23 protein-coding genes, 1 tRNA gene and 2 pseudogenes are annotated in these 24548 nt (G+C 62.2%); 15 read left to right on the top strand and 11 right to left on the bottom strand.

The genetic code is table 11. The features are described from left to right. Nucleotides 1–41: 41 nt before the first annotated feature. Nucleotides 42–1109, bottom strand: coding sequence for an RluA family pseudouridine synthase (locus tag AC0L2A_RS24325; protein ID WP_473610989.1), 1068 nt, complete (start codon nt 1107–1109; stop codon nt 42–44). Between the two features lie 26 nt (nt 1110–1135). Here AC0L2A_RS24325 and AC0L2A_RS24320 point away from each other — a divergent pair, with 26 nt between their 5' ends. The 5 genes from AC0L2A_RS24320 to AC0L2A_RS24300 all read left to right on the top strand — a co-directional run bounded on the left by AC0L2A_RS24320 (nt 1136) and on the right by AC0L2A_RS24300 (nt 3803). Further along, nucleotides 1136–1513 carry a fimbrial protein gene (locus AC0L2A_RS24320; protein ID WP_091593269.1) on the top strand — a complete coding sequence of 126 codons (378 nt, stop codon included), beginning with the start codon at nt 1136–1138 and terminating at the stop codon, nt 1511–1513. Then, nucleotides 1510–1917 (top strand): VOC family protein, encoded by a 408-nt coding sequence (locus AC0L2A_RS24315; RefSeq protein WP_473610988.1) that lies wholly within the window; start codon nt 1510–1512, stop codon nt 1915–1917. Before AC0L2A_RS24320 ends, AC0L2A_RS24315 begins: the two co-directional genes overlap by 4 nt. A gap of 90 nt (nt 1918–2007) precedes the next feature. Beyond that, a tRNA-Glu gene (locus tag AC0L2A_RS24310) sits at nt 2008–2082 on the top strand. A 215-nt stretch (nt 2083–2297) separates the two neighbouring features. Then, the gene (locus tag AC0L2A_RS24305; RefSeq protein WP_091593265.1) at nt 2298–2879 is read left to right on the top strand and encodes a VOC family protein; all 582 of its coding nucleotides are present in this window, start codon (nt 2298–2300) and stop codon (nt 2877–2879) included. 27 nt (nt 2880–2906) lie between these two features. Further along, complete coding sequence (locus AC0L2A_RS24300) at nt 2907–3803, top strand: glutathione S-transferase family protein (RefSeq protein ID WP_091593264.1); 897 nt, start codon at nt 2907–2909, stop codon at nt 3801–3803. 464 nt (nt 3804–4267) lie between these two features. Here the strand turns inward: AC0L2A_RS24300 and AC0L2A_RS24295 are convergent, their stop codons facing one another. The 3 genes from AC0L2A_RS24295 to AC0L2A_RS24285 form a co-directional block, all read right to left on the bottom strand. After that, entirely contained in the window at nt 4268–5152 is an 885-nt protein-coding gene (locus AC0L2A_RS24295) for a hypothetical protein (protein WP_473610986.1), read from the bottom strand. Between the two features lie 540 nt (nt 5153–5692). Continuing rightward, nucleotides 5693–5908 (bottom strand): hypothetical protein, encoded by a 216-nt coding sequence (locus AC0L2A_RS24290; RefSeq protein WP_473610985.1) that lies wholly within the window; start codon nt 5906–5908, stop codon nt 5693–5695. A 316-nt stretch (nt 5909–6224) separates the two neighbouring features. Beyond that, nucleotides 6225–6551: a hypothetical protein gene (locus AC0L2A_RS24285; protein ID WP_473610984.1), complete on the bottom strand. Its 327-nt coding sequence runs from the start codon at nt 6549–6551 to the stop codon at nt 6225–6227. 815 nt (nt 6552–7366) lie between these two features. Here AC0L2A_RS24285 and AC0L2A_RS24280 point away from each other — a divergent pair. The 6 genes from AC0L2A_RS24280 (at nt 7367) to phoB (ending at nt 13762) form a co-directional block, all read left to right on the top strand. Next, on the top strand, nt 7367–8371 hold the full coding sequence (locus AC0L2A_RS24280) for a PstS family phosphate ABC transporter substrate-binding protein (RefSeq protein ID WP_091593258.1): 1005 nt from the start codon (nt 7367–7369) through the stop codon (nt 8369–8371). Between the two features lie 119 nt (nt 8372–8490). Next, nucleotides 8491–9879 carry a phosphate ABC transporter permease subunit PstC gene (gene pstC, locus AC0L2A_RS24275; protein ID WP_473512191.1) on the top strand — a complete coding sequence of 463 codons (1389 nt, stop codon included), beginning with the start codon at nt 8491–8493 and terminating at the stop codon, nt 9877–9879. Then, the gene (gene pstA / locus AC0L2A_RS24270; protein WP_473610983.1) at nt 9872–11485 is read left to right on the top strand and encodes a phosphate ABC transporter permease PstA; all 1614 of its coding nucleotides are present in this window, start codon (nt 9872–9874) and stop codon (nt 11483–11485) included. Before pstC ends, pstA begins: the two co-directional genes overlap by 8 nt. Nucleotides 11486–11497: 12 nt before the next feature. Beyond that, a complete protein-coding gene (gene pstB, locus AC0L2A_RS24265) occupies nt 11498–12313 on the top strand; it encodes a phosphate ABC transporter ATP-binding protein PstB (RefSeq protein WP_091593253.1) in 816 nt (271 codons plus the stop codon). 35 nt (nt 12314–12348) lie between these two features. Beyond that, nucleotides 12349–13056: a phosphate signaling complex protein PhoU gene (phoU, locus tag AC0L2A_RS24260; RefSeq protein ID WP_023797095.1), complete on the top strand. Its 708-nt coding sequence runs from the start codon at nt 12349–12351 to the stop codon at nt 13054–13056. A gap of 16 nt (nt 13057–13072) precedes the next feature. Continuing rightward, the gene (phoB, locus tag AC0L2A_RS24255) at nt 13073–13762 is read left to right on the top strand and encodes a phosphate regulon transcriptional regulator PhoB (RefSeq protein WP_031254097.1); all 690 of its coding nucleotides are present in this window, start codon (nt 13073–13075) and stop codon (nt 13760–13762) included. 131 nt (nt 13763–13893) lie between these two features. Here the strand turns inward: phoB and AC0L2A_RS24250 are convergent, their stop codons facing one another. Continuing rightward, complete coding sequence (locus AC0L2A_RS24250) at nt 13894–15141, bottom strand: ROK family protein (protein ID WP_091593251.1); 1248 nt, start codon at nt 15139–15141, stop codon at nt 13894–13896. A 266-nt stretch (nt 15142–15407) separates the two neighbouring features. Between AC0L2A_RS24250 and xylF the strand changes: the two genes are divergently transcribed. From xylF to AC0L2A_RS24230, 4 genes and pseudogenes are all read left to right on the top strand, one after another. Continuing rightward, nucleotides 15408–16448, top strand: coding sequence for a D-xylose ABC transporter substrate-binding protein (gene xylF, locus AC0L2A_RS24245; RefSeq protein ID WP_091593248.1), 1041 nt, complete (start codon nt 15408–15410; stop codon nt 16446–16448). A 140-nt stretch (nt 16449–16588) separates the two neighbouring features. Further along, nucleotides 16589–17907 (top strand): annotated as a pseudogene (locus AC0L2A_RS24240) (sugar ABC transporter permease). Between the two features lie 93 nt (nt 17908–18000). Next, nucleotides 18001–18790 (top strand): annotated as a pseudogene (locus AC0L2A_RS24235) (ATP-binding cassette domain-containing protein). 113 nt (nt 18791–18903) lie between these two features. Then, complete coding sequence (locus tag AC0L2A_RS24230; protein WP_473610982.1) at nt 18904–20547, top strand: CHASE domain-containing protein; 1644 nt, start codon at nt 18904–18906, stop codon at nt 20545–20547. Between the two features lie 122 nt (nt 20548–20669). On the opposite strand, the gene AC0L2A_RS24225 is transcribed toward AC0L2A_RS24230, so the two are convergent. From AC0L2A_RS24225 to AC0L2A_RS24200, 6 genes are all read right to left on the bottom strand, one after another. Further along, nucleotides 20670–20912 carry a YMGG-like glycine zipper-containing protein gene (locus AC0L2A_RS24225; protein WP_027153471.1) on the bottom strand — a complete coding sequence of 81 codons (243 nt, stop codon included), beginning with the start codon at nt 20910–20912 and terminating at the stop codon, nt 20670–20672. 81 nt (nt 20913–20993) lie between these two features. After that, nucleotides 20994–21320 carry a hypothetical protein gene (locus tag AC0L2A_RS24220; RefSeq protein ID WP_473610980.1) on the bottom strand — a complete coding sequence of 109 codons (327 nt, stop codon included), beginning with the start codon at nt 21318–21320 and terminating at the stop codon, nt 20994–20996. A 367-nt stretch (nt 21321–21687) separates the two neighbouring features. Next, a complete protein-coding gene (locus AC0L2A_RS24215) occupies nt 21688–21870 on the bottom strand; it encodes a hypothetical protein (protein WP_473512184.1) in 183 nt (60 codons plus the stop codon). Nucleotides 21871–22046: 176 nt separating this feature from the next. After that, nucleotides 22047–23096 (bottom strand): sensor histidine kinase, encoded by a 1050-nt coding sequence (locus AC0L2A_RS24210; protein ID WP_473610979.1) that lies wholly within the window; start codon nt 23094–23096, stop codon nt 22047–22049. Nucleotides 23097–23246: 150 nt separating this feature from the next. Beyond that, a complete protein-coding gene (locus tag AC0L2A_RS24205; protein WP_023797107.1) occupies nt 23247–23414 on the bottom strand; it encodes a DUF1328 domain-containing protein in 168 nt (55 codons plus the stop codon). Between the two features lie 230 nt (nt 23415–23644). Beyond that, complete coding sequence (locus tag AC0L2A_RS24200) at nt 23645–24439, bottom strand: response regulator (protein ID WP_287290208.1); 795 nt, start codon at nt 24437–24439, stop codon at nt 23645–23647. Nucleotides 24440–24548: the final 109 nt, after the last annotated feature.

Genomic DNA, 24548 nt, shown 5'->3' with positions numbered 1-24548 from the left:
TCAGGTTTTTGCCGATCTGGTTTTGAATGGATGAAGCTGGTTCAGAGTCTGCGGAAGCCGTCCACGAGTTCCTCCATGTCGCTCGGTAGCGGCGCCTCGAACCTCATCGGTAAATGGGTAGTCGGATGCCGAAATTCAAGCAGGCGGGCATGCAATGCCTGTCGCGGAAAGGCCTTCACCTGGCCTTTCAGCGGCTCGGGCAGCCGGTTCGCCTTGGTGCGAAAGGCCTGGCCGTAATCGGGATCGCCGACGACCGGATGGCCGATATGAGCCATGTGGACGCGGATCTGATGGGTGCGGCCGGTCTCGAGCCGGCATTCGACCAGGCTTGCCGTGGCAAACTCCTTTTGCTGCTCGCCAAAGCGCTCGACCACCGTGAAATGGGTGACGGCGTGGCGGGCATCGTCGCGGCCCTGTGGCACCACGGCACGGCGCACGCGGTCGGCGGCGCGACCGAGCGGCTCGTCGACCGTGCCTGTCGGTCTCATCGGAATGCCCCAGACCAGCGCCAGATAGGCGCGTTTGAGATCGCCGGTCAGGCCATGGTCGGCAAAGGCCTCCGACAATGATTTGTGGGCGCGGTCGGTCTTGGCCACGACCATGACGCCGCTGGTCTCCTTGTCCAGGCGGTGGACGATGCCCGGCCGCCGCACACCGCCGATGCCGGAAAGACTGTCGCCGCAATGGTGGATCAGCGCGTTGACCAGCGTGCCGGTCCAGTTGCCGGCGCCGGGATGGACGACCAGCCCTGGCGGCTTGTCGATAACGATCAATTCATTGTCTTCATAGAGGACGTCGAGCGGGATGTTCTCGCCTTGCGGCTCCGCCGGCTCCGGCTCCGGCATGTCGATCGATACGCGGTCACCGGCCGCCATCTTGCGTTTGGTCTCGTTGACCGGCTGGCCGCCGACCTTGACGGCGCCCTGCCGGATCAGCATCTGCACCCGGCTGCGCGACATGTCCGGACCGAGCTCGCCCGCCAGCCATTGGTCGAGCCGCTGGCCGGCCGCATCGGGACCTGCTTCCAGCACTATTGTTCCCCCGTCTGGCGATCCGCCCGTCAATCCATCCTCTATCAATATCGGGGTCTCTTCGTTATGAGCGCTCATCGAAAATCGTTCCGGAATGGTTTGCCATGGCTGCTGCCGATGAAGACGAGGAAAAGCCGCTCGACCCCGAAGTCGAAAAGGTGCGCAAGAAGCTCGTCCGCTTCGTCGCCATCAATCTCGGCCTGCTGTTCCTCGCCCTTATGGTGGTGATTGCAGCCCTTGTCTACAAAACGCGCACCGCGCCACCGGCAGCCCCATCCCTTGCCGGCGACATCCAGGTGCCATCAGGCGAGCCGCTGACCGGCGACATCGTGATGCCGGTCGGCGCCAGGGTCATCAGCCAGTCGCTTTCCGGCAACCGCGTCTCCATCGATGCGGAGCTTGCCGACGGCAGCCGCGCCATTTTTGTCTACGACATCACTGAGCGCCGCATCATCGGCCGCTTTTCGATCCGCAATAAATGACTGGTTTCGCCGAAAATCGCCGCGTCGCCACCGTCGCGCTTGTCGTCGCCAATTACGACGAGGCGATCGCCTGGTATGTCGACAGGCTGGGCTTTTTGCTGACCGAGGACGTCGATCTCGGCGACGGCAAGCGCTGGGTCACGGTGGCGCCGGCGAACGGACAAGGCGCGCAGCTGCTGCTGGCCGAAGCGTCGGATGATGCGCAAAGGGATAGCATCGGCAACCAGACCGGCGGACGCGTCTTTTTGTTTCTCGAAACCGACGATTTTGTCCGCGACCATGCGGCAATGCTCAAAAAGGGCGTTGAATTCCGCGAGGCGCCCCGCCGCGAGGCCTATGGCACTGTGGCGGTTTTCGCCGATCTCCATGGAAATCTCTGGGACTTGATTGAGCCAAAACGATAGGCCTGCAACGGATATTTTCCTGGGATCATTGACTGCCAGAAGCCCAGTTGCTTTTTCCCAGCCGTCAGCCTATATCGCCGGTTCTTGAACGCGCCCATCGTCTAGCGGTCAGGACACCGCCCTCTCACGGCGGGAACAGGGGTTCGATTCCCCTTGGGCGTACCAAGGATTTCAAAACTTTTCCGTATGCTGGCCCCGCCGTCTGTCACGGCCAGATTCGCCGCTTCTGGCGCGGCCCCTTCAATTGAATTAGCATCGCGTCATGTAGCCAGGGGCCAAGGGCCCAGGACGGTGCGCAGAACGCCGCCGGGGACGAATCTGTCGCGCAGCGAATAGATCGACGCTCTTCCTGGGACGCGGAGATCATGGGAGGAAGGCCAATGCAGAAACTGCAATCTCAGGGCGTCCATCACATCACGCTGGTCGGCGCCGGGCGCCAGACTTCGATCGATTTCTGGGAGGGCGTGCTTGGCATGCCTTTCATCTTCGAGCAGCCCAATCTCGACAAGGCCAGCGAAAGCCACCTCTATTTCGATCCGGGCGACGGCCGGCTGATCACCATCTTCACCGACGAGAGCCGCACGCCGGTCAAACGGCGCACGCCGACCGATCCGGGCTGCGTCCATCACATTGCGTTTGCGGTGTCGCGGGTCACCTTCCTGCAGGCGGTCGCCCGGCTCGACGAGCGCGCCATCAAGCACAGCGGCGTCAAGGATCGCGGTTTTATGGATTCGATCTACTTCGAGGATCCGCTCGGCCTGCTGATCGAGCTCGCTTCCTACCGTTTCGAGCCGCCGGCGGGATTTACCCATGCCGACGTGCTGATGCAGGCGCACAAGCTTCGCGTCGCTCGCGGCGACTACGCAATCGCCGAAGTGCATCTCGCCGACGCGATCCAGGCGCTGGTCGAGCGCTCCCGTGCGACCTTGTCGGAGGACCGCGCGCCGAAAAATCCATTCTGACGACAGGCCAAAAAAGGGAGGAACACAATGGCAAAGACGACCACGAAAAGTGCGAAGAAGCCGGCTGCCAAGGCCGCCACGAAACCAGCTGCCAAGGCGACAAAGCCTGCGGCCAAGGCGACAACGCCTGCGGCCAAGGCGTCAGGCGCTTCCGCCAAGTCGGCAACGAAAGCCGCCGCAAAAGCTGCAGACAAGGCGTCCGCGAAATCGGCGCGGAAGACCAAGGCGAAATCAGCACTGATGCTCAGCATGCTGAAGCCGAGCGTCAACAATATGAGCGTACGGGTGTTTGCGCGCGCGGCCGGGCTCGACCATTCCGAGACCGACGTATGGGGCCACACGCGCTCGCCCGAGTATATGGCGCGAAACCCGGCCCATCTGACGCCGATGATCGAGGACAAGGGCCTGCCCAGGGGCGTGTTGTGGGAAAGCTGCGCCATCATGCAGTATCTCGCCAACAAGCACGGGCTGGAGAAATTATATCCCAAGGCGCCGGCCAAGCGGGCGATGATCGACAGCGCCATGTTCTATCTGATCGGCACGCTCTACCCCTATGTCGCGCGCGCCACCTATCCTGCGCTGAATTTCCCGCAATATGCCGGCGAGGTCGGCCACAGCGACGCTCATCCCGACAAGAAGGCGGAAGCCCAGAAGGCCGCTATAGCAGCGATAGCCGAGCCGCTGGAGGTCTTTCACAGCTTCTTCAGGAACGGCAAGCCGTTCATCGGCGGCAAGAACCCGTCGATCGCCGACATCCGCCTGGCGGCGACGCTCGAATTCCTGGCCGCCATCGACTACGCGCTGCCCCAATGGGCGAAGGAGTACATGACGGCGATCGAAAAGAAGCTCGGCAAGGCCTATGCCGAGCCGGCGGCCGACGTGCGCGGCTATATCGCCCATGTGAAGTCGCAGGCCGGGGCGTGAGGCTTTCACTCTCACGGTTTTGCTTGCCCAGGCCGATCTAAACCGAGCCCGAAGGCCCGCCGCCTTTTACGGGACGTAAGAATGTTTGAAGCGTCGACGACGAAGCGACGGTTGACCTGGAGGCAGCGGTCCTGATGATCAGGCCTGCGGGTGGCGTCCATGGAAGGGACTGTATATGACCCGCAAACTACCCTTATTCGCCGCGTTCGGCCTGGCGCTTGCTGCCCTGGCGGCGTGTGACCAAACTCAATCGGGAGGAACGCAGGCGACGACCGCTGGCCAATTGCCGCCGCCTCCAGCCGACACGATGACGCCGGCACCCGCAACCCCGCCAGCTCAGACAGCCCCTGTTCAGTAACAGATCGTCGTTTTCAAAAATGGAACCCTCGCCCCGGGAGGCGGGGGTTCGCTTTTGGCATTTCAGCTGCGAAGCGGTGCGGCATGACTGATGCTGCGCTTGTCGTTCAGGGACCGAACATCACAAGCTCGGTGAACGACAGATCTCCAAGCGAGGGTGGTCTGGGACCCCTAAAATATTTCAGCCCGCTATTGGCGCGGTACCACCCGAACAGACCTCCAATCGGCTCCCTGGCGTCGACGACGCAAAGCAGGATGCCGCTTCGCAAGAGAAAGCGCCCGATGGCACCGGCGCACCGGCTCAAATCCGCGAGAGAGCGGCAATAGACGATCTGATAGGATGGGATAAGACCGCGCAATATCCGGCGCGGCATCAATACGAAAGGAAACGCTGCTCCGTCGCAAATGCAAATCAATGACCGGCAGCCAAGTGCTGAGTGCTCCGAGAGTATGTATCTCTCGCTGTCGGACATCATCGCCATTTCCGCAAGATCGGGACGAGCTTCAAGCACGCGACATGACCGCTGCGCCGAACTAAAAGCCGGCAAGAAGGCAAATTGTCCGGTGGTGAAGGGGCGAAAGCCGAGTGCCCAGTTGGCTTTCAACGTTGCGGGCGCCGGCGAAATATTGGTGTAGGTCACGTCCCTTCGCTTGAGAATCGTCGTGACCAATTTGGCGCCATAGGGACGGAATTCTGCGTCGACGGACCAGCTTGAAAGGTTGCAGCGGACTTCGTCGCCTTCCTGCCCGGGATAACGGGTATACAGGGTCAGCACAACGCCGACGATCCGATCGGCCTTCTCCAAGGCCAAGCCGTATTGTGGGAACTCGGCGACGGGAGGCCGCTGCGCCAAACGGGTCAGCGCCTGTATCCAGTAACTCCGGTCACGCTTCGGAAACCCCCGGCACAGGCAGTCGACCACTCCTTGCCAATCAGCTTCGCGAATTGGTCGACAGCGAACGCCAGGAGGGAGAGCGCCAAGCACGGCCATAAGTCGACTTCCAGAATAGGCTAAAGCGCGTTTCGGCTGAACGGATCCAATGCGACGCGCTTTAAGTTCTTGTTTTTATGCATGTCGTTATCGCAAAAACGCTGCGCACCTTCGGGTCAGGCACGAGGGCACGCTTTTGCGCGACATGCATTGGTTACTTCGATATGCCTCATACGCTAACACGTTGGTGTACAACGATTAATAATATGTGCCGCATTTAAAGACGACTTTCCGCACTGATCACGAAGACGCAAATCAGATTGGCCACGACACGTCGACGAGCAGTTCCCGTCGGTTAAGGATTCGTTAACCAAATCCCTATCTACTGGTCGGCAATTCACCTCCAACCCGTGACCACGGATGTACTGGCGCGGTCGAGGTGGAAGGAAAGGTCGGCCATGTGCCGGCCTTTTTGTCTCGAGGGCTATTGTCGTCGGGCACCCTCAGCTTCAAGCGCAACGGCACGCTGATCGGGCCGCCGATTCAGCCAAGCGTTGTTCGGTGGCGTCACCTCGAGCGAGCGGACCGGTTCACCAGATATCAGTGTTGCCCGCGTCTCGCATCGACATGGCGTGCCAATTCCGGCGTCTCGAAGACGTAGTCGCTCCAGGCCGATTCCGGAATCTGACCGGCCAGATAGCATTCCAGCAAAAGACTTTGCTCAGGGCTGAGGGGTCTCGGCGCGCGCTCATGGTCCAGTCTCAGCGAGTGAAGCAGATTTCTGGTCACGTCCGAGACAGTGAAGTGGATCGACATGTGTTCGGTCTCCTTTGACCATTCAGCGCCCAGGGATCGGGATCGATCTCCGCTCCGCTGCCTTCGGTTCGGAAAGGACCATGCGCCAAATCAAAACGCTACAGCGTGTGTTGTGCGTCCAAAGCGACGCGCGGCGTTGCAATGGCTGTTTAACGTCGAAGGCCGGATAAGGTTCAACGCGGCTGCCGGCAGCGCCGATCAGGCAGCCCGAAACCCACCAGTCAGCTGTCGGCCTGCGCGGACCGAACCGGCAGCTGCGCAGCAACGTTTTTCGGGGCGCGCATCTTTTAGCTGCCAGCGCTTGAATGCCGGCTGGCTATTCGCAGACCATGCGGACCCGTTTTCCGGGTTGGCTGACGTTCCTGCAGGTGAGCGGTTTCGCCGGCTCGGATGACGGCATCGGCGGCTGTTTGGCAATCCTGGCGATTTTCCTCCTCGGCGCCACGGAGGTGCCGATTTTGCGGGCCGCGGCTGTTTCCGGCGTTTCGGGCGCCGCAGGAAAGACATCGGTCTGCAGCAACTGCGGCTGTTCGGCTTGCGCCTGCTGCTGCGGCCGGTCCCAGAACCGCCGGACATCGAGCGGCCTTGGAATGACGACGGTGCCGTCGTAGCTGCGCGAGCAGCCGCCCCCTAGCAGCAGCATCGGGCACACGAAAAAAGGCAGGATCCGTCGCAACATCGGCAACACCCTTGCGGGATCTATAACGCGGCTTCGGTTCTACCGACAACCGTCGGAATACACTGCGGGCAAGGCTAGCGCATGACCCGGAGAATCGGAATCGATTTCGCTGGGGATCATGCGCAAAAATCAAAGTGCCGCAGCGTCCCTGGCGCGACTTTGGCGCGATTGGGGGTCGGGCATGGACGATTGCCTGCCCAAGCCCATCAGCCCTAAGCCCATTAGCCCCAGGCGGCGCCTTGCTCGAAAAGGTCCGCGGACGGGGAAATCCACGCGCGGGATAGCCACGTCAGCCTGTCGGGTCCAGCCGATTCGGCGACGCGTTGCGACAAGACTATGGTGCGATCGCACCATACCAAAGCATGCGTCCGGTTGGAACAATAAGCGCATTCGAGTTCCGCTCCTCCAGTTACGGGCGGGAGCAGCGACCGCCGGCAAGAAGCAGGGTCAGATTTACCCCAACGGACCTGCTTCGGCGATGGCACGGCCATGACCTCCTTGGCCGCATGCAACGCGCTCCCGCCCGGATTTTCTTTTTCGGCGCCAATTGTTCGCCCGTCCAGGCAAATGCCGGCCGCAATTCGCGCAAGCTGCTGATTCCAGCGGCAAACCACGGCTGTACCGGCGAGACCCGCGGCCCTTCCTTTTGACAGGGCTGTGCGGCGGTTACCGGGCTGACATCAAACTGTCATGTGACTGTAATAATCGGGGGCTATGGCCTCAGCGGGCGCCGAAGGAATGGCGCCGAGAGACCATTTTTCCGAACAGGAGCAGGCCACATGAAGAAATTCCTCCTTACGGCGTCGGCCGCGGCGCTTGCGCTCGCCGCGTCGGCTGGTTATGCCGCCGCGCGCGACCAGATTCAAATCGTTGGTTCGTCCACAGTGTTCCCCTTCACGACGGCTGTCGCTGAAAAGCTCGGCCAGAGCGGAAAGATCAAGACCCCGGTCGTCGAGTCGACTGGCACCGGCGGCGGCATGAAGCTGTTTTGCCAGGGCGTCGGCGAAAATACCGCCGACTTCACCAATGCCTCGCGCGCCATCAAGGATAGCGAGCTTAAGACCTGCAAAGCAAACGGCGTGACGCCGGTCGAAATCAAGGTCGGCTTCGACGGCATCGTACTGGCCAACTCGAAGGCAGGGACTGTCGTCGATCTGACCAAGGAACAGGTTTTCAAGGCGCTCGCCAAGAACGTCGCTGTTGACGGCAAGGTCGTCCCCAACCCCTACAAGAACTGGTCGGACGTCGATGCATCGCTTCCCGCGACAAAGATCGAGGTGCTTGGCCCGCCACCGACATCCGGCACGCGCGATGCGTTCGTCGAGCTCGTCATGGATGCGGCATGCCAGGAAGAAGTGAAGGCGGCTAACGAAAAGGGCTGCGGCGAGATCCGCGAAGACGGCGCTTTTGTCGAGGCCGGCGAAAACGACAATCTGATCGTCCAGAAGCTGGAAGCCAACCCCAACGCCTTCGGCGTCTTTGGCTTCTCGTTCCTTGACCAGAACGCCGACAAGCTGCAGGGCCACAAGGTCGACGGCGTCGAGCCGACTTTCGAGAACATCGCATCCGGCGATTACGGCGTTTCCCGCTCGCTCTTTGTCTATGCCAAAAAAGAGCATGTCGGTGTCATCCCCGGCATGCAGGAGTTCATCGCCGAGTACACCTCGGATGCTGCATGGGGTCCTGATGGTTATCTGGCCGACAAGGGCCTGATCCCGCTGCCGGACGCCGAGCGCGCCAAGTCGGCCGAAAACGCCAAGGCCCTGAAGGGCATGGGCTCCTGATGTTTCGGGGTCCGAGCCTACCGCTCTGACCCCTCATATCCTAAAGCACAAAGCGCGGGATCTTAGGTCCCGTGCTTTGAGCCGGTGAATGACCGGCGGTCGAGGGGACGTCCCGAATCATGGTCGGTTATCTCGTTGTTCTTCTGGTGGTTCTGGCCGCTGCTGCCTATTGGCTCGGCCGGACCCGCGCTATTGCCAGCGTCAATGGCGACGTCGCGCGACTGCATTCGCTGCCTGGCCAGCATGGCATGTTTCTGGCGCTTTTTGCTGCCGGTCCCGCGCTGCTTGCGATCGTGTTGTGGTCGCTGGTGACGCCGGGAATTGAATCGTCGATCATTGCCGACCGCTTCGCCTCTGAGTTGTCGGGAATGGGCGTCCCGCAGGTCGAAGCTTTCATCCGCGACGCTCGCGCGATGGCCTTTGGCGGGCTTGTCGGCTTCGCCGACCCCACGAAAGAGGCGGCCGCCGCCCTCTACAAATCGGTCCATGCGACCAGCACCTGGATCATCTGGACCGTCGCACTCGTGCTTTCCGCGTCCGGATTTTACTGGGCCTATTCACGCATCGCACAGGCCTACCGGGCGCGCCACGTGGTCGAGCGCGTTCTTCGCGCATTCTTGATCGCCTGTTCGGTGGTCGCGATCCTGACGACGATCGGCATCGTCCTGTCGCTTATCTTCGAGTCGCTGCGGTTCTTCCAACAGGTGCCGTTCTACAAGTTCCTGTTCGGCACGCATTGGTCGCCGCAGAGCGCCTTCACCGGCGCGGGAGCGGAGGCCGGGGCGGTCAACGAGGACATTTTTGGCATGGTGCCGCTCTTTGCCGGCACGTTGCTCATCACCTTCATCGCCATGCTGGTGGCTGCGCCTATCGGGCTGATGGCGGCGATCTACCTTTCGGATTACGCCTCCAAAAGCGTCCGCGCGGTCGCAAAGCCGGTTCTGGAAATCCTCGCCGGCATTCCGACCGTCGTCTACGGCTTCTTCGCCGCGCTGACGGTTGCGCCCTACTTCCGCGGTATCGGCGAAAGCCTGGGCCTCAACGTCGCATCTGAATCCGCGCTCGCCGCCGGCGTGGTCATGGGTATCATGATCATTCCCTTCGTTTCCTCGCTTTCCGACGATGTGATCAACGCCGTTCCGCAATCCCTGAGAGACGGTTCTGCCGGCCTCGGCGCGACCAAGTCGGAAACCATCCGCAAGGTGGTCCTTCCCGCTGCCCTTCCGGGCATCGTTTCGGCGATGCTGCTTGCCGTCAGCCGCGCAATCGGCGAAACGATGATCGTGGTCATGGCGGCGGGGCTGGCGGCAAACCTCACAGCAAATCCGCTCGAAGCGGTCACCACCGTGACCGTGCAGATCGTGACGCTGCTTGTGGGCGACCAGGAGTTCGACAGCGCCAAGACGCTTGCAGCCTTCGCACTCGGCCTGGTGCTGTTCTGCATCACGCTTACCCTCAACATCGTCGCTTTGCGCGTCGTCCAGAAATACCGAGAGCAATATGACTGATGCGATCTCGTCATTCGGCGCCGTCGGACGGCCGGTCAGCATTCATACCGACGACGCCGCGAAGGCGCGGCTGAAGGGCCGCTACCGCACCGAAACGTGGTTCAAATGGCTCGGCGCTGCAGCTGTCGCGTTGGCCGGCTTGTTCCTTGTGCTGCTCCTGTCGACGATCGTCACGCAGGCGATTCCGGCGCTGCGGCAGAACTATGTGACGCTGCCGATCGATCTTTCAGCGGCCAAGGTCGACCCGGCGAAACTCGATGAAGTGAACTACGACGCCATCGCTCAGGAAGCGCTTACGGCAAAATTTCCGGATGTGACGAGCCGCCAGGACAAGCGCCTGCTGCGCGGGCTGATTTCCACCGGCACAGGCGTGTTCCTGCGCAAGGATATTGCGGCTGATCCGGGGATGCTCGGAGGAACGGTGGACTATGCGGTTCCACTCGACGATTTTGCCGACCTCTATCTCAAGGGTTTGCTTGCCGACGTCGGTTCGGACGAAGCGATTTCGACAAGCGTCACGCCTTCGGGAACCAGCGGCGACATCGATCTGACCTTCGGCGACGATGCCATGCTGGCGCTGGCGCGCGGCCATGGTGCGACCGAGGGCGAAAACGGCATGTTTACGCTGACGAGCGGCGCGTCGTCGCTGCTGGTCGCGTTCAATGGCGGCACGGTCAAGCTGACCGCGCTGTCGCCTGCGGCCAACGGCACGGTGATCGCAAAAGGCACGGTGATCGAGGCGCTGGACAGCACGGCGCCCGCCGCGAGCGGCCAGGCATTCCTGCGCGTCATCGAGACGCCGGAAGCATCGCGAAAGATTTCGGACAAGGTGATCGTCTGGCTCGACACGCTGAAGAGCGCCGGCCTGATCGAAAGCCGGTTCAACTCGATCTTCTTCTTCACCGGCGCAAGCCGCGAGCCGGAATTGGCCGGTGTCTGGGGCGCGGTCGTCGGATCGTTCCTGACCATGATCGTAACCCTCGCCATCGCCTTCCCGATCGGCGTTTCAGCGGCGATCTATCTTGAGGAATTTGCGCCCAAGAACCGGCTGACGACGATGATCGAAGTGAATATCAACAATCTGGCGGCGGTGCCTTCGATCGTCTTCGGCCTGCTTGGACTTGCCGTATTCCTGAATTTCTTCGGCATGCCGCGCTCAGCCCCGGTGGTCGGCGGCATGGTGCTGGCGCTGATGACCCTGCCGATCATCATTATCGCCTCGCGCGCTTCGCTGCGTGCCGTGCCGCCGTCGATCCGCGAGGCGGCGCTTGGCATCGGAGCGTCCAAGGTCCAGACCGTGTTCCATCACGTCCTGCCGCTGGCGATGCCGGGCATCATGACCGGCACCATCCTCGGAATGGCGCATGCGCTCGGCGAAACCGCGCCGTTGCTGATGATCGGCATGGTCGCCTTCATCGTCGACATTCCCGGCGGCTTCACCGATCCCGCAACGATCCTGCCGGTGCAGATATTCATGTGGGCGGATTTCCCGGAAGCGGGGTTCCAGCAGAAGACTTCGGCGGCGATTTTGATTTTGCTGGTGTTTTTGGTCATCATGAATGCCATCGCGGTGATACTGCGCAGGCGCTTCGAGCGGCGCTGGTAAGGAGTAGAGGATATGAACATCATGACGGAAGCCGGCGTCGAGCAGAAACTGAGCAGCGCAACCAACGCCCCTTCGATCAAGATGAAGGGCGAAAAGGTCTCCGTTCACTACGGCGAGAAGCGAGCACTGTTCGACGTCGATCTCGATGTCCGCGAGCATCAGGTGACGGCGTTGATCGGCCCATCGGGCTGCGGCAAGTCGACGTTCCTGCGTTGCCTGAACCGAATGAACGACACCATCGATATCGCGCGGGTGAGCGGCAAGATCACGCTCGACGGCGAGGATGTCTACGACCCGAAAATCGATGTCGTCGAGCTGCGAGCTCGCGTCGGCATGGTGTTCCAGAAGCCGAACCCGTTTCCGAAGTCGATCTACGAAAACGTCGCCTACGGTCCGCGCATTCACGGCCTGGCCAGGACCAAGGCCGAGTTGGACGGCATCGTCGAATCGAGCCTGAAGAAGGCCGGCCTGTTCAACGAGGTCAAGGATCGCCTACTCGAGTCGGGAACCGGTCTGTCCGGCGGACAGCAGCAGCGTCTGTGCATTGCGCGCGCCATCGCCGTGTCGCCGGAAGTGATCCTGATGGACGAGCCCTGTTCGGCGCTCGATCCAATCGCCACCGCCCGCGTCGAGGAACTGATCGACGAACTGCGCCAGAACTATACGATCGTCATCGTTACCCATTCGATGCAGCAGGCGGCGCGCGTGTCGCAACGCACGGCGATGTTCCATCTCGGCTACCTAGTCGAGGAGGGCGCGACCGACAAGATGTTCACCAACCCCGACGACAAGCGCACCCAGGACTACATCACCGGCCGGTTCGGCTGAGCGGTCCGGCGAATTTCGAACACGAGGACAGCACCATGGGTGAACACACCGTCGCATCTTTCGACGAGGAACTGGAGCACATCGACCGGCTGATCCGCGACATGGACGAGCTCGCCGCCGCAATGGTCGCAGCCTCGATCCGCGCGTTGCTTGCGTCGGACAATGCGATGGCGCAGCGCGTCGTCTCGGACGACGCCATCATGGATGCGCGGCAGCGCGAACTCGACGACAGCGCCATCACGCTGATCGCCAAGCGGCAGCCGATGGCGCAGGATCTGCGCGCCGTGGTTGGCGCAATCCGCATGGCGGGCGATCTCGAGCGCATCGGCGACCTGGCCAAGAACATAGCCAAGCGGGTCAGCGCAGTCGGGCAGAGCGCGACGCCGCGGAATCTGTCGCACGGTATCGATGCGATGGCGGATCTCGTTCTTGTGCAGCTCCGCGGCGTGGTCGAGCACTATGTGTCGCGCGATGCCGGCGCGTTGAAGGAACTGCGCGCCGACGACCAGAAGATCGACGTGAAATACACGGCGGTTTTTCGCGAGCTCCTGACCTACATGATGGAGGATCCGCGCAACATCACCGCCTGCACGCACCTTCTGTTCTGCGCCAAGAATCTCGAGCGTATCGGCGATCACGTCACCAACATCGCCGAAAACGCCTACTTTGTCGTGACCGGGCAGCAATTGCCGGCGGATCGCCCGAAGCTCGACGAAACGACGATGTCGGCGCCGGCGACATGACAGGAGTGACCGGCCGATGATCGCGCCGCGCATCATGGTGGTGGAGGATGAAGAGCCGCTGGGCGTCCTCCTCCGTTACAATCTTGAATCCGAAGGCTATCAGGTCGAGGTGGTGACGCGCGGCGACGAGGCCGAAATCCGGCTGCAGGAAAACGTGCCCGATCTTTTGGTGCTCGACTGGATGGTGCCGGCGGTTTCCGGCATCGAGCTTTGCCGGCGGCTTCGGGTGCGCCCCGAAACCGAGCGGCTGCCGATCATCATGCTGACCGCGCGCGGCGAGGAGAGCGACCGGGTGCGCGGCCTTTCGACCGGAGCCGACGACTATCTGGTCAAGCCGTTCTCGACACCGGAATTCATGGCCAGGGTCAAGGCGCTGCTGCGCCGCGCCAAGCCGGAAGTGCTGTCCAGCGTGCTCAAGGTCGGCGACATCATGCTCGATCGTGAATCGCACCGGGTCTATCGCAAGAAGAGCGAGATCCGGCTCGGGCCGACCGAATTCCGGCTGCTCGAATTCATGATGCGGCACCCGGGTCGGGTCTTCTCGCGCAGCCAGTTGCTCGACAATGTCTGGGGCGAGACGATCTACATCGACGAACGCACTGTGGACGTCCATGTCGGCCGGTTGCGCAAGGCGGTCAACAATGGTCGCATGCCCGATGTCATCCGCACCATCCGCGGCGCCGGCTATGCGATCAGGGAAGACTAGCTGATACCTGCGCTTCCGGCGTACCCAAAAGTACGCTCCGCTCCGGTTCTCGGAACCCACCATTCTCGACTCGGCCTGACCTGTATCTCAACACACCCCAAGTCGCGACCCGGGAGTCCCTGCCTTCGGATTCAAGCCACGTTCTTTCCGACCGAGCCGGCTCGTGCCTGGATGCTCGGCGCGAAAATCTCCTGATCGACGAAGCTCAGCGCCCGCATGGCGCAGCCTTCGCGGATCAGCGGCAACTCGTTCGGCTCGGTGTCGAAGGAAATCGAACCCGAATGCTGGCCGCCGGCGGTCTGGGCGATAGCCTCGCGCAGCGCCGGCTCGATCAGGTCGAAGGCGGCAGCGCTGGCGCCGACCATGGCCACCGGCGCCGGATCGATCAGCGCAAACAGGCTGCCGAGCCCGAAGCCGAGCGCCTCGCCGGCCTTGCGGTAGGCTTCGCGCTCCGGTCCGTCCGTCTCGCGCGCCCGGGCCGCCAGTGCCCGCATCTCGGCGTCGCTGACATCGGCGACTGGCTCGGCGTTCTCGCTCAACAGCCTTGCGTTGCGCCAGATGGCGTAGTTGCCGGCATAAGCCTCGACGCAGCCGCGCCGCCCGCAGCGGCAAAGCGCGCCGCCCGGCCGATGGATCATGTGGCCGAATTCGCCGCCCGAGGAGTGGGTGCCGGTGAACAACTCGCCCTTCAGCACCAGCCCCATACCGATGCCGTGCGAGAGCAGGATGGCGATGAAATCGTCGCGGTAGCGATCCGGGTGGCGCCAGCGTAGCGCCACGGCCATCATGTTGCAGTCGTTCTCCATGATCGCCGGGATGCCGAACTCCCGTTCCAGAATGTCGGCGAAGGCGATGTTCGTCTGCGGCGTGATCGGCGACCACAACATGGCGCGCGCGTGGGAATCGGTGATGCCCTGGATCGCCAGCGCGATGCGGGCGACGCTTTGGACATCGAGGTCGGGATCTTCGAGCCGGCGCCGGACGATGGCGACACATTCGCCGATCAGCGCGTCGCGCGACATGGTCAGCGTGTCCAGCCGGCGCTGTTCCTCGGCGACCACTTGTCCGGCATAATCGATGACGGCGACCGACAGGAAATTCAGCGACAACACGACGGCCAACACCGCAGCGGCTTGCGGATTGAGGCTGAGGCCGACCTGCGGCCGGCCGCGTTTCAGCGAAACCGTCTCGCTCGCCTTGCTCTCGGCCAGGATGCCTTCCTGGATCAGGTCGGCAGAGATCGCCGATATGGTCGAATGGCTGAGGCCGGTGGTCGCGGCGATCTCGGTCCGCGACGGCTGGCCTGCCCGGCGCACGGCCGAAATCACCATCGCCCGGTTGCGCCGGCGCAGATCGTCATGACGGATTCCCACCGACATTTTTTACGTCCTCCCTAATGCCGCGGCCGCTCATGAATCGGAAGCCGTCGGTAATGTCCGACAAATACTGGCAGAAGCGGAGGGGGCTGTCATTATTTATTCCGAGCCTCGAAAAAAAGCCCGACAGGACGTCAAAATCCATCAGAATTGGTGTTGACAGTGCTTCGGCGTTGGACCAGTATTTTTTCGAGGCTCGAAAAAATAGAGCCTTTGTGCCGGCCTTCGGGCCAGTTGGTCGCGCCCTACGCGGCGCAGGGAGGAATATCATGAAGAGATTCGCAGCCGCCATTCTGGCGGGGGTCGCCATGTCGCTGACGCTCGCGTCGGCCGCGCAGGCCAAGGACAAGGTCATTGGCGTTTCGTGGTCGAACTTCCAGGAAGAGCGTTGGAAGACCGACGAAGCGGCCATGAAGGCGGCGATCGAGGCCGCCGGCGACAAATATATCTCCGCTGACGCACAGTCCAATCCCGGCAAGCAGCTGACCGACGTCGAAAGCCTGATCTCGCAGGGCGCCAACGCGCTGATCATCCTTGCGCAGGATGCCTCGGCCATCGGTCCGGCGGTGCAGAAGGCGCTGGACGAAGGCATTCCGGTCGTCGGCTATGACCGGCTGATCGAGAACAAGGACGTGTTCTATCTGACCTTCGACAACCAGGAAGTCGGCCGCATGCAGGCCCGCGAAGTGTTCAAGGTGGCGCCGGAAGGCAATTACGTCTTCATCAAGGGCTCCGGCGCCGACCCGAATGCCGATTTTCTGTTCGCCGGCTCCATGGAAGTGCTCAAGGATGCCATCGACAGCGGCAAGATCAAGAATGTCGGCGAGGCTTATACGGACGGCTGGCTTCCCGCCAACGCCCAGAAGAACATGGAACAGTTCCTGACCGCCAACGACAACAAGGTCGATGCGGTGGTTGCCGCCAATGACGGCACCGCCGGTGGCGTCGTCGCGGCGCTGACGGCGCAAGGCCTGGCCGGATCCGTCCCGGTTTCGGGCCAGGACGGCGACCATGCCGCGCTGAACCGCATCGCGCTCGGCACACAGACCGTATCGGTGTGGAAAGACGCGCGCGAGCTCGGCAAGAACGCCGCCGAGATCGCCTCGCAGCTGGCCGACGGCAAGCCGATGACAGACATTGCCGGCGTCAAGGATTTCACCACGCCGGGCGGCAATGTCGTCAAGTCGCTGTTCCTGACGCCGATTGCCATCACCAGGGACAATCTCAACGTCGTCATCGACGCCGGCTGGATCAAGCAGGAAGAGGTCTGCGCCGGCGTAGCGGCGGGCACCGTCCCGGTCTGCAACTGATCCGCCTTCGCCAAAAAACCTGAAACGCCGCGGCTTCACGCCGCGGCGTTTTTTTCAAAAGAGTTGTTTTTCCGCGTCTCGCGGGTAATTTCTAGGCTGCTTCCGGCATCCGCGGCAGACGGCAACGGTGGGAGGACATCATGACCGACACGACTTCCAACACGCCGGTTGCCGATCGGGCGCGTGAATCCGAGCTCAGCCCCTTCGGCCGCTTCCTCAAGGCAACCGAGCTCGACATACGCATGCTCGGCATGGTCGGCGCGCTGCTGATCATCTGGGTTGGAATCCACATCCTGTCGGGTGGGCTTTTCCTCACGCCGCGCAATCTCTGGAACCTGTCGGTGCAAACTTCCTCGGTCGCGATCATGGCGACCGGCATGGTGCTGGTCATCGTGATGCGCAACATCGATCTTTCGGTCGGCTCCGTCGAAGGCGTGATCGGCATGGTGATGGGCGTTGCGCAGGCAGAATTCCTCATCCGCGTCATGGGATTCCAGCTTGGAAATCCCTGGATATGGGTCATCGCATTGGCCGCCGGCGTGGCGCTCGGCCTCATGATCGGCGCGCTTCAGGGCTTCATCATCGCCTATCTCGAGGTTCCGGCCTTCATCGTGACGCTGGGCGGCCTGCTGATCTGGCGCGGCATGGCGTGGCTGATGACGAGCGGGCGCACCGTCGCGCCGCTCGATGCCACGTTCCAGCTGATGGGTGGCGGGCCGCGTGGCTCGATCGGGGCGACCGCGAGCTGGATCGTCGGCATTCTCGCCTGTGTGGCCGTCGCCTTGATGCTGCTCAACGGCCGGTCGCAGCGCAAGCGCTTCAAGTTTCCGTTGCGCCCGGTCTGGGCGGAGAGCCTGCTTGGTGTTGTCGCCTGCGCCGCCATCCTCGGCGCCGCCTGGATCGCCAATTCCTATCCCTGGCCGATCGGCATCGTGCGCCAATACGCCCAGCGGAACGGCATCACCATCCCCGAAGGCGGGCTGTTCATCGCCCATGGCATCGCCATACCGGTGCTGATCGCGGTCGCAGTCGGCATCGTCATGACCTTCATCACCCGGCGCACCCGTTTCGGCCGCTACGTCTTTGCCATCGGCGGCAACCCGGAAGCGGCGGAACTCGCCGGCATCAACACGCGCTGGGTGACCATGAAAGTGTTCATGATCATGGGCGTTCTGGCCGCGATCAGCGCGGCAATTGCTTCGGCCCGCCTCAATGCGGCGACCAATGCGCTGGGCACGCTGGACGAACTCTTGGTCATCGCAGCAGCCGTCATCGACGGCACGTCGCTGGCCGGCGGCTCCGGCACGGTGCTCGGCGCCATGCTGGGCGCGCTTCTGATGCAGTCGCTGCAGTCCGGCATGGTGTTGCTCGGCATCGTTCGCCGCTTCAGAGCGTCGTCGTCGGCGCCGTGCTGGTCGTCGCCGTCTGGCTCGACACAGTCTACCGCAAGCGGGTCTGAGCATGATCCCGAGCCGAAGGTCCGCGTCAGCGAAAAGTGGACATCCGTTTCGGTCCAGCATCATGCTCGGCAAAACCATGGAAAGGAACGATCATGGCTGACACGACTGCTCCCACGCCACTGATCGATATGCGCAACATCTCGATTGCCTTCGGCGGCATTCGCGCCGTCGACGTCGATCGACCTTTTCCCGGGCGAGGTCGTGGCGCTGCTCGGCCACAACGGTGCGGGAAAGTCGACGCTGATCAAGATCCTGTCCGGTGCCTACAAGCGCGATTCGGGCCAGATCTTCGTCAATGGCGAGGAGGCTTCGATCGCCAATCCGCGCGACGCCAAGAAATACGGCATCGAGACGATCTACCAGACGCTGGCGCTCGCCGACAATGTCGACGCCGCCGCCAACCTGTTCCTCGGCCGCGAGCTGATGACCGGCTGGGGCACGCTCGACGACGGCGCCATGGAGGCCGAGGCGCGCAAGGTGATGGGCAGGCTCAATCCCCGCTTCCAGCGCTTCAAGGACCCGGTGGTCAAGCTTTCTGGCGGCCAGCGGCAGTCGGTGGCGATCGCGCGCGCCATCCTGTTCAACGCCCGCATCCTGATCATGGATGAGCCGACGGCGGCACTGGGGCCGCAGGAAACGGCGCAGGTCGGCGAACTGGTCATGCAGCTCAAGGCCGACGGCATCGGCATCTTCCTGATCAGCCATGACATCCACGATGTGTTCGAGCTTGCCGACCGCGTCTGCGTCATGAAGAATGGCCGGGTCGTTGGAACGGCGCGCACCGGCGACGTGACCCAGGACGAGGTGCTCGGCATGATCATTCTGGGCAAGTGCCCGCCCGGCGCCATTCCGGGACCAGGCGCGCTGAAGATCGCCGCCTGAAGCGCCAACTACCTGTCATGTGATATGCCAGCCGCCATGATGGTTTGGCCGCGCCATTGTGTTGCCACGGGGACTTGCCCATAAGATGGGGAACCATGGGTCGCAGCCGCAGCTTGAAGAAGTTCTTCCCGATCGTCGCTTTCATCGCCGTCGCGCTGATCAGCCTGACAATGGCGGGATTCGCCTATTTCGCCACGCAGGAAGCGGCGCGCATCAAATTCGAGGCGACGGCGGACGACGCCCTCAACCGGATCGATAGCCGCATCGACCTGCATCTGTCGATGCTGCGATCGACACATGCACTGTTCGAGGCTCGCAATGGTGACATTTCGCGGAGCGAGTTCAAGGCGTTCTTCGATGCGCTGGGTATCAACGACAATTTCGCCGGCCTGCGCGGCATCGGCTTTCTCCGGCTGGTGAGAGCCGGCGACGAGGCAGCGGTCGAGCGTGCCATCCAGCACGACTATGGCGTCAGCGATGCGATCTATCCGGCCACGACAACGCTGCCATGGCGTGCGCCCATCACGCTGTTCGAGCCACTGGATCCTTCCAATCAATCCGGCATCGGCTACGACATGTTCACCGAACCGGTGCGGCGCGAGGCGATCGAAAGGGCGATGGCCGACAATCAGCAGCACGCAAGCGGGCGCGTGCAGCTAGGCCAGGAAACAGGTGCTGCGCAGACCTTCACCGGCTTCCTGGTTTTCGTGCGGCTCAACATCGAAACCGCGGCGGACGGCATCGATGCGTCGAGATCGTCGACAACAGGCTTTCTCTATGCGGCGTTCCGCGCCCGCGACCTGTTCCAGACCGCGCTCAGCCGGACGCCGCTGCTGCCGGTCAACATCGAAATCTATGACGGCAAGGTGGATGCCGACCATCTTTTGTTCCAGTCGGAAACGCCGCCGGCGTCGAGCTTCGGCGACAGGTTGCTGGTTACTCGCGAACTCACCATCGCCGGACGTCCATGGACGGTCCTGTTCAGGCCGACAAGCGCCTTCTCGCAACCTTCCTCGCGCGCCATTCCGGTGATGCTCGGCCTGTTCGGACTGCTGCTCGCCGGAACGATCGCGCTGGTGGCCCGATATCAGGAGCGGGCCTATGACGCGGTCTCGCTGCTTCATGAGACGACGGAAAAAAGCCTGCTCGAAAAAGACCTGATGCTGCAGGAGATGAAGCACCGCATCAAGAACTCAATCACGCGGGTGCTGGCGATCGCGCGCCAGACGGCGTCGCACGCCACCGACGTCAACGAGTTCTCGTCCTCCTTTTCGGCCCGGCTGCAAGCGATGGCGGCATCCCAGGACATGCTGACGCGCTCGCGCTGGCAGAAGGCCGATCTTGGCGATCTCTTGCGCATCGAGCTTGGCCAGGTGTTCGGCAAGGAGCTTCCCGACGGGATATTGTCGGGGCCAGAGGTGTTGCTCGACGAGACGACGACGCAAGCGCTCGGCCTGACCTTTCACGAATTGGCGACGAACGCGCTGAAATATGGCGAAACCGGCAATTCGGCCAATACCAGGAATGGCGACTGGTCGCTCAAGGTAGACTGGGCGGTCGAAGGCCACAGGAGCGGCCGGACGCTGGTTCTCAACTGGCGCGAAGCCGGCCAGAAGAAACTCGAAGCACCTGTCAAAACCGGTTTTGGCACCAAGCTGATCGATTTGAACGTGACGCGCGAATTGCGCGGTACGATCAATCGCGATTTTCACGACAGCGGGTTGAGCGTGGAAATCCGGATCCCGCTGTCGGACTGAAACGCTGCCGCAAACCGGCCGTTTTCGAAAGCGCCCAAATAAAGCGCCCCAAATGAAGCACATGTAAACAGAGACAGGCTCATCCGTTCTCCGCTTCCAATGCCTCTTGCGTTTGAAACGGATCAGCAGCGAGCCGTAAACAGACGGCCACGGTTGTCGCGGTACTGGCAATAGCCATTGCGCAGGTTGCGCACCAGCAGGCCGGTACCGGCACCGATGGCTGCGCCCACCAGCGCACCCTTGCCGCCGTCAATCAGGCCGCCGGCCAGAGCGCCGACACCGGCGCCGACGCCGACGTCCTGCTCGGTGGTGCTGCAACCGCTGACCGCGATCGCGGCAACCATGGCAATAATCATCTTCCGCATAGGGTCACTCCTCGCCTTTGTCCTCACTTGTGGCTCCGCCCGTCATTTATCACGCGAAAAAGCGTTTTGCCCTGCTCGATTTCATTGTTGGCTAAGAGAATCTTTTTCGGGGCGCGCGCCGCTCGAGGCAAGCTCGAGGTCGGAAATTTCCACGGAAGCGTCGAGCGTGCCGTCTGCGCGCACGTTCCAGACGATCTGGTCGTAATCATCCTCAAGTGCCGGATCGACGGAAAGGCATTTGGCAATGATGCGCGGAGCCTGACCCTGCACATCGCCCATGGCAAACGGACGCGCGGCTGTACACTCCTGAGCGGTTTCGAAAACGCTCACCGATACGGGCAATTCGCGGCACTCGGTCATCGTGTTCGAACAGCCGATGACCAGCAGCACGGCAGCGATATGTTCCATGGCGACGGTCCTCCCGCCATAGAACGGGCCACATCCGCCAAAGTTCCGGTGATGCGGGCTGGCGCGACCTTGGAGGACAGGCCGACGACAGGCAAGAGGGCTATCGCAGGTGGAAAGCCAAGGCTTTCGCTCTACGATGGACCCCCACCCCTAACCCCTCCCCACAAGGGGGAGGGAGACTTCCGTTGGCGCTGACCTCGGCAAAATTGGCTGCCTCTCAGTGCCAAGGGGAAGGCGCGGCGGCGTTCCCTCCCCCTTGTGGGGAGGGTTAGGGTGGGGGTCCTCTTCGCAAGAATCCGGTGGGTCCATCTTCGCAAGAATCCAAATGCGATTGCCCTGGTTCAAGCCCGCGGGCATGCGGCATGCATCAGACCAACTGGAACGCGGCGGCCAGGACGGCCACTGCAGCCAGCCCGATTGCGGCGAGGCCGGGGATCGGCAGGGAAGCACGGGGCGACCGCATTGCAGATGCTTCGGGATCCTGAAACCCGCTCATCGAAACGCGTGCGGCCTGTTCCAGCCTGTTGATGTCGGCAACCGTCAAAGCCATTTCTCCCGTACTGCGCAGCAAACTGCGATCGAAAACGTCATGCGGAGTGGTGCCTGAGAAAAACAGCATCGAACCTTATGGTGAACAGATGGTTAAAGCCGGCGCGGCCGGTATCAATCCCACCCCTGTTGACCCCAACCCCTCGGCCAGTTCTCTTGGGCTCGGCTGTTGCCCGTTCAATCCGTCTCGAAATTGCTGCGAGGAACGACGAGATGGTATTCGAGACGATCCCCGCTGATTTCAAGTTTCGCCGTGCCGTTCAACGACGCAGGCACGACGCGCTCGAGCGCGACGCTGCCAAATCGCTTCTCGCTGGGCTGATTGTCATTGGCTCCGATGGCCTCGGCCCATGTCAGCGACAGCGCGGTCTCGCCAGCGGAAGCGGCCGTCAGATCGGCCGTCACCTCGACGAAGCCGTCGGCTCGCGACAGAGCGCCGTAGCTGACAGAATTGACGGCAAGCTCGTGCATGGCCAAGCCGATATGCAGGGCGGCATTGGGATTGAGGTATGGGTTTGCACCGCGAAAACGCAGGCTGCGCACAGGGTCGGCGCCATAGCGACCGACCTGGCCGGACACCAGTTCGCGCAGTGCCGCTCCCCGCCAGTTGGACGAGGTCACCAGGTCCTGGGATGAGGCAAGCGACTGCAGCCGGCCGCGAAAGCGCGTCAGGAAATCACTGAGCGTGTCCGAATAACGGCTGGTCTGGGTCGCGATGCTCTGGATGATGGCCAAAAGGTTCTTCGACCGGTGGCTGACCTCGCGCAGCAGCGTCTTCAGGGTTTGCTCGCGACGTTTCTGCTCGGTCGTTTCGACCATTGTGGTGACGACGCCCTGCACGGCGCCGCCGTCGTCATGATCCGCGTCTATCCATATTTGGAACCAGCGGACGCCATCGTCGGCGGGAATGCTGAGCTCAAGATGTTCCGGATTGCCGGATGCGACGACCTTGCGTTTGGCTGCGCCGATGCGCTCCGCCTGCGCAAGCGGCAGGATGCCGTTGCCGTCGCCAGTGTCGGAAACCTCCGTGTCGGAAATCCAGGGCGGGCGCATGTTGCGGGCCCAGACGGTTTTCATCTCGCGATCCTGATAGAGGACCGAAATGCCGGCATTGTGCAGCGCATGGAGAAGGGCCCGGCCAAGCTGCATTCCACTCTCAGCGGACTGCAGAGCGATGATCTCATCGCTCCGTCCGCTGTCTCTCATGTCTCCGGCTCTGGATTGCATCGTTCACTTCACCCGCCCAATGCAGGCTGAACGGCTGACGGAAAATTGGGTTCCAAAAAGAAGTCCGCCGAGCGACGTCCGGCTAAGGACACCGCCCGGCGGTAGCTGGAAACCGCTTGAGGGGTGCGGCTCCCAGTGTTCGATCGCAGTTCACGACGCGCGTTTGAACAAGCCCGCAATAAGCGAAATGATGAGGAAAGCGAGAAAGATGAAAAACAATATCTGCGCTATACCAGCCGAGGTGCCGGCGATTCCGCCGAAGCCAAGAGCGCCTGCAATGATCGCAACGACGAGAAATACGAGGGCCCAGTAAAGCATGGTCCATCTCCTTCAAATAGTATGCCAAAAACGTCTTTCGCTGCCGTTTGTTCCAGCATTTCCCGAAAAAGACGAGCCCCGGAAAGCTTTCCCGCTCGAATTGGATCGTCATGCGCAGGTGAGTTGCAAGTGGCGTGTGCCGGCCGCAAGCGGCCAGCGTCACTCATCTGTGGAAAACGGGCGATCAGTGAAACTGTGGAAAGGGCCGCTCAGGGCCGGGCTGCCCGGCCCTATGCAGCGGCTTTCGCCTGCCGGTCGAAGAAGAGCGCCTGACTGATCAGGGCCTTGACCATCTCCGGATTGAACGGCTTGGTGACGAGGAAGGCCGGCTCCGGCCGCTCGCCGGTCAGGAGGCGTTCGGGAAAAGCGGTGATGAAGATCACCGGCACCGGGGTGGTCGACAGGATCTCGTTGACCGCTTCGATGCCCGAGCTGCCGTCGGCAAGCTGGATGTCGGCCAGCACCATCTTCGGCCGCGTCTTGGCGAACATCGCCACCGCCTCGGCATGGGTACGCGCCGTTCCGACAACGCGATGGCCCAGGCTCTCGACCATTTGCTCGATGTCCATGGCGATCAGCGGCTCGTCCTCGATGATCAGGACATCGGTTGCCACCTGGCGGGAAATCTCGTTGCTGGCCTCGGCAAGAAGCTCGGAGAACTCCTGATCGTCGACGTCGAGGATCTCCGCCGCCTCGTCTTCGCTGAAACCTTCGACGGCAACCAGCAGGAAGGCCTGGCGGGGGCGGGGTGAGATCGCGTTCAGATTGGCGGCGGCGCGCTGTTCCCACGCCGACTGCGGGTGTTCCTGCGGAACGCGGATGGCGACCGAGGTGAACAGCCTGGCGAAGACCTTGTAGAGCGCGATGCGGTCATTCGACGCGTTCGGAAAGATGTCGACGTCGGCGATGATGGCTTCGAGCATCGCGGCGACCAGCGCGTCGCCACTCTCCTGCGATCCGGAGACGGCCCGCGAAAAGCGGCGCAGGAACGGCAGGTGTGGAGCGATGGTTGCGGACAGGCTCATGATGGACGTCTCCCTCTGACGTAATTGCATAGATTGCAGGCCAAGCTGATGACAAGCCCCGAGAATAAACCCTGAAAACATAAACGCCGGCTTTCCCAAAAAGTTCCGA

It is taken from the genome of Mesorhizobium sp. WSM4844 (genome assembly GCF_055811775.1).
Note: the sequence above shows the minus strand (reverse complement) of the source record. Positions and strands in the feature narration are given on the sequence as shown.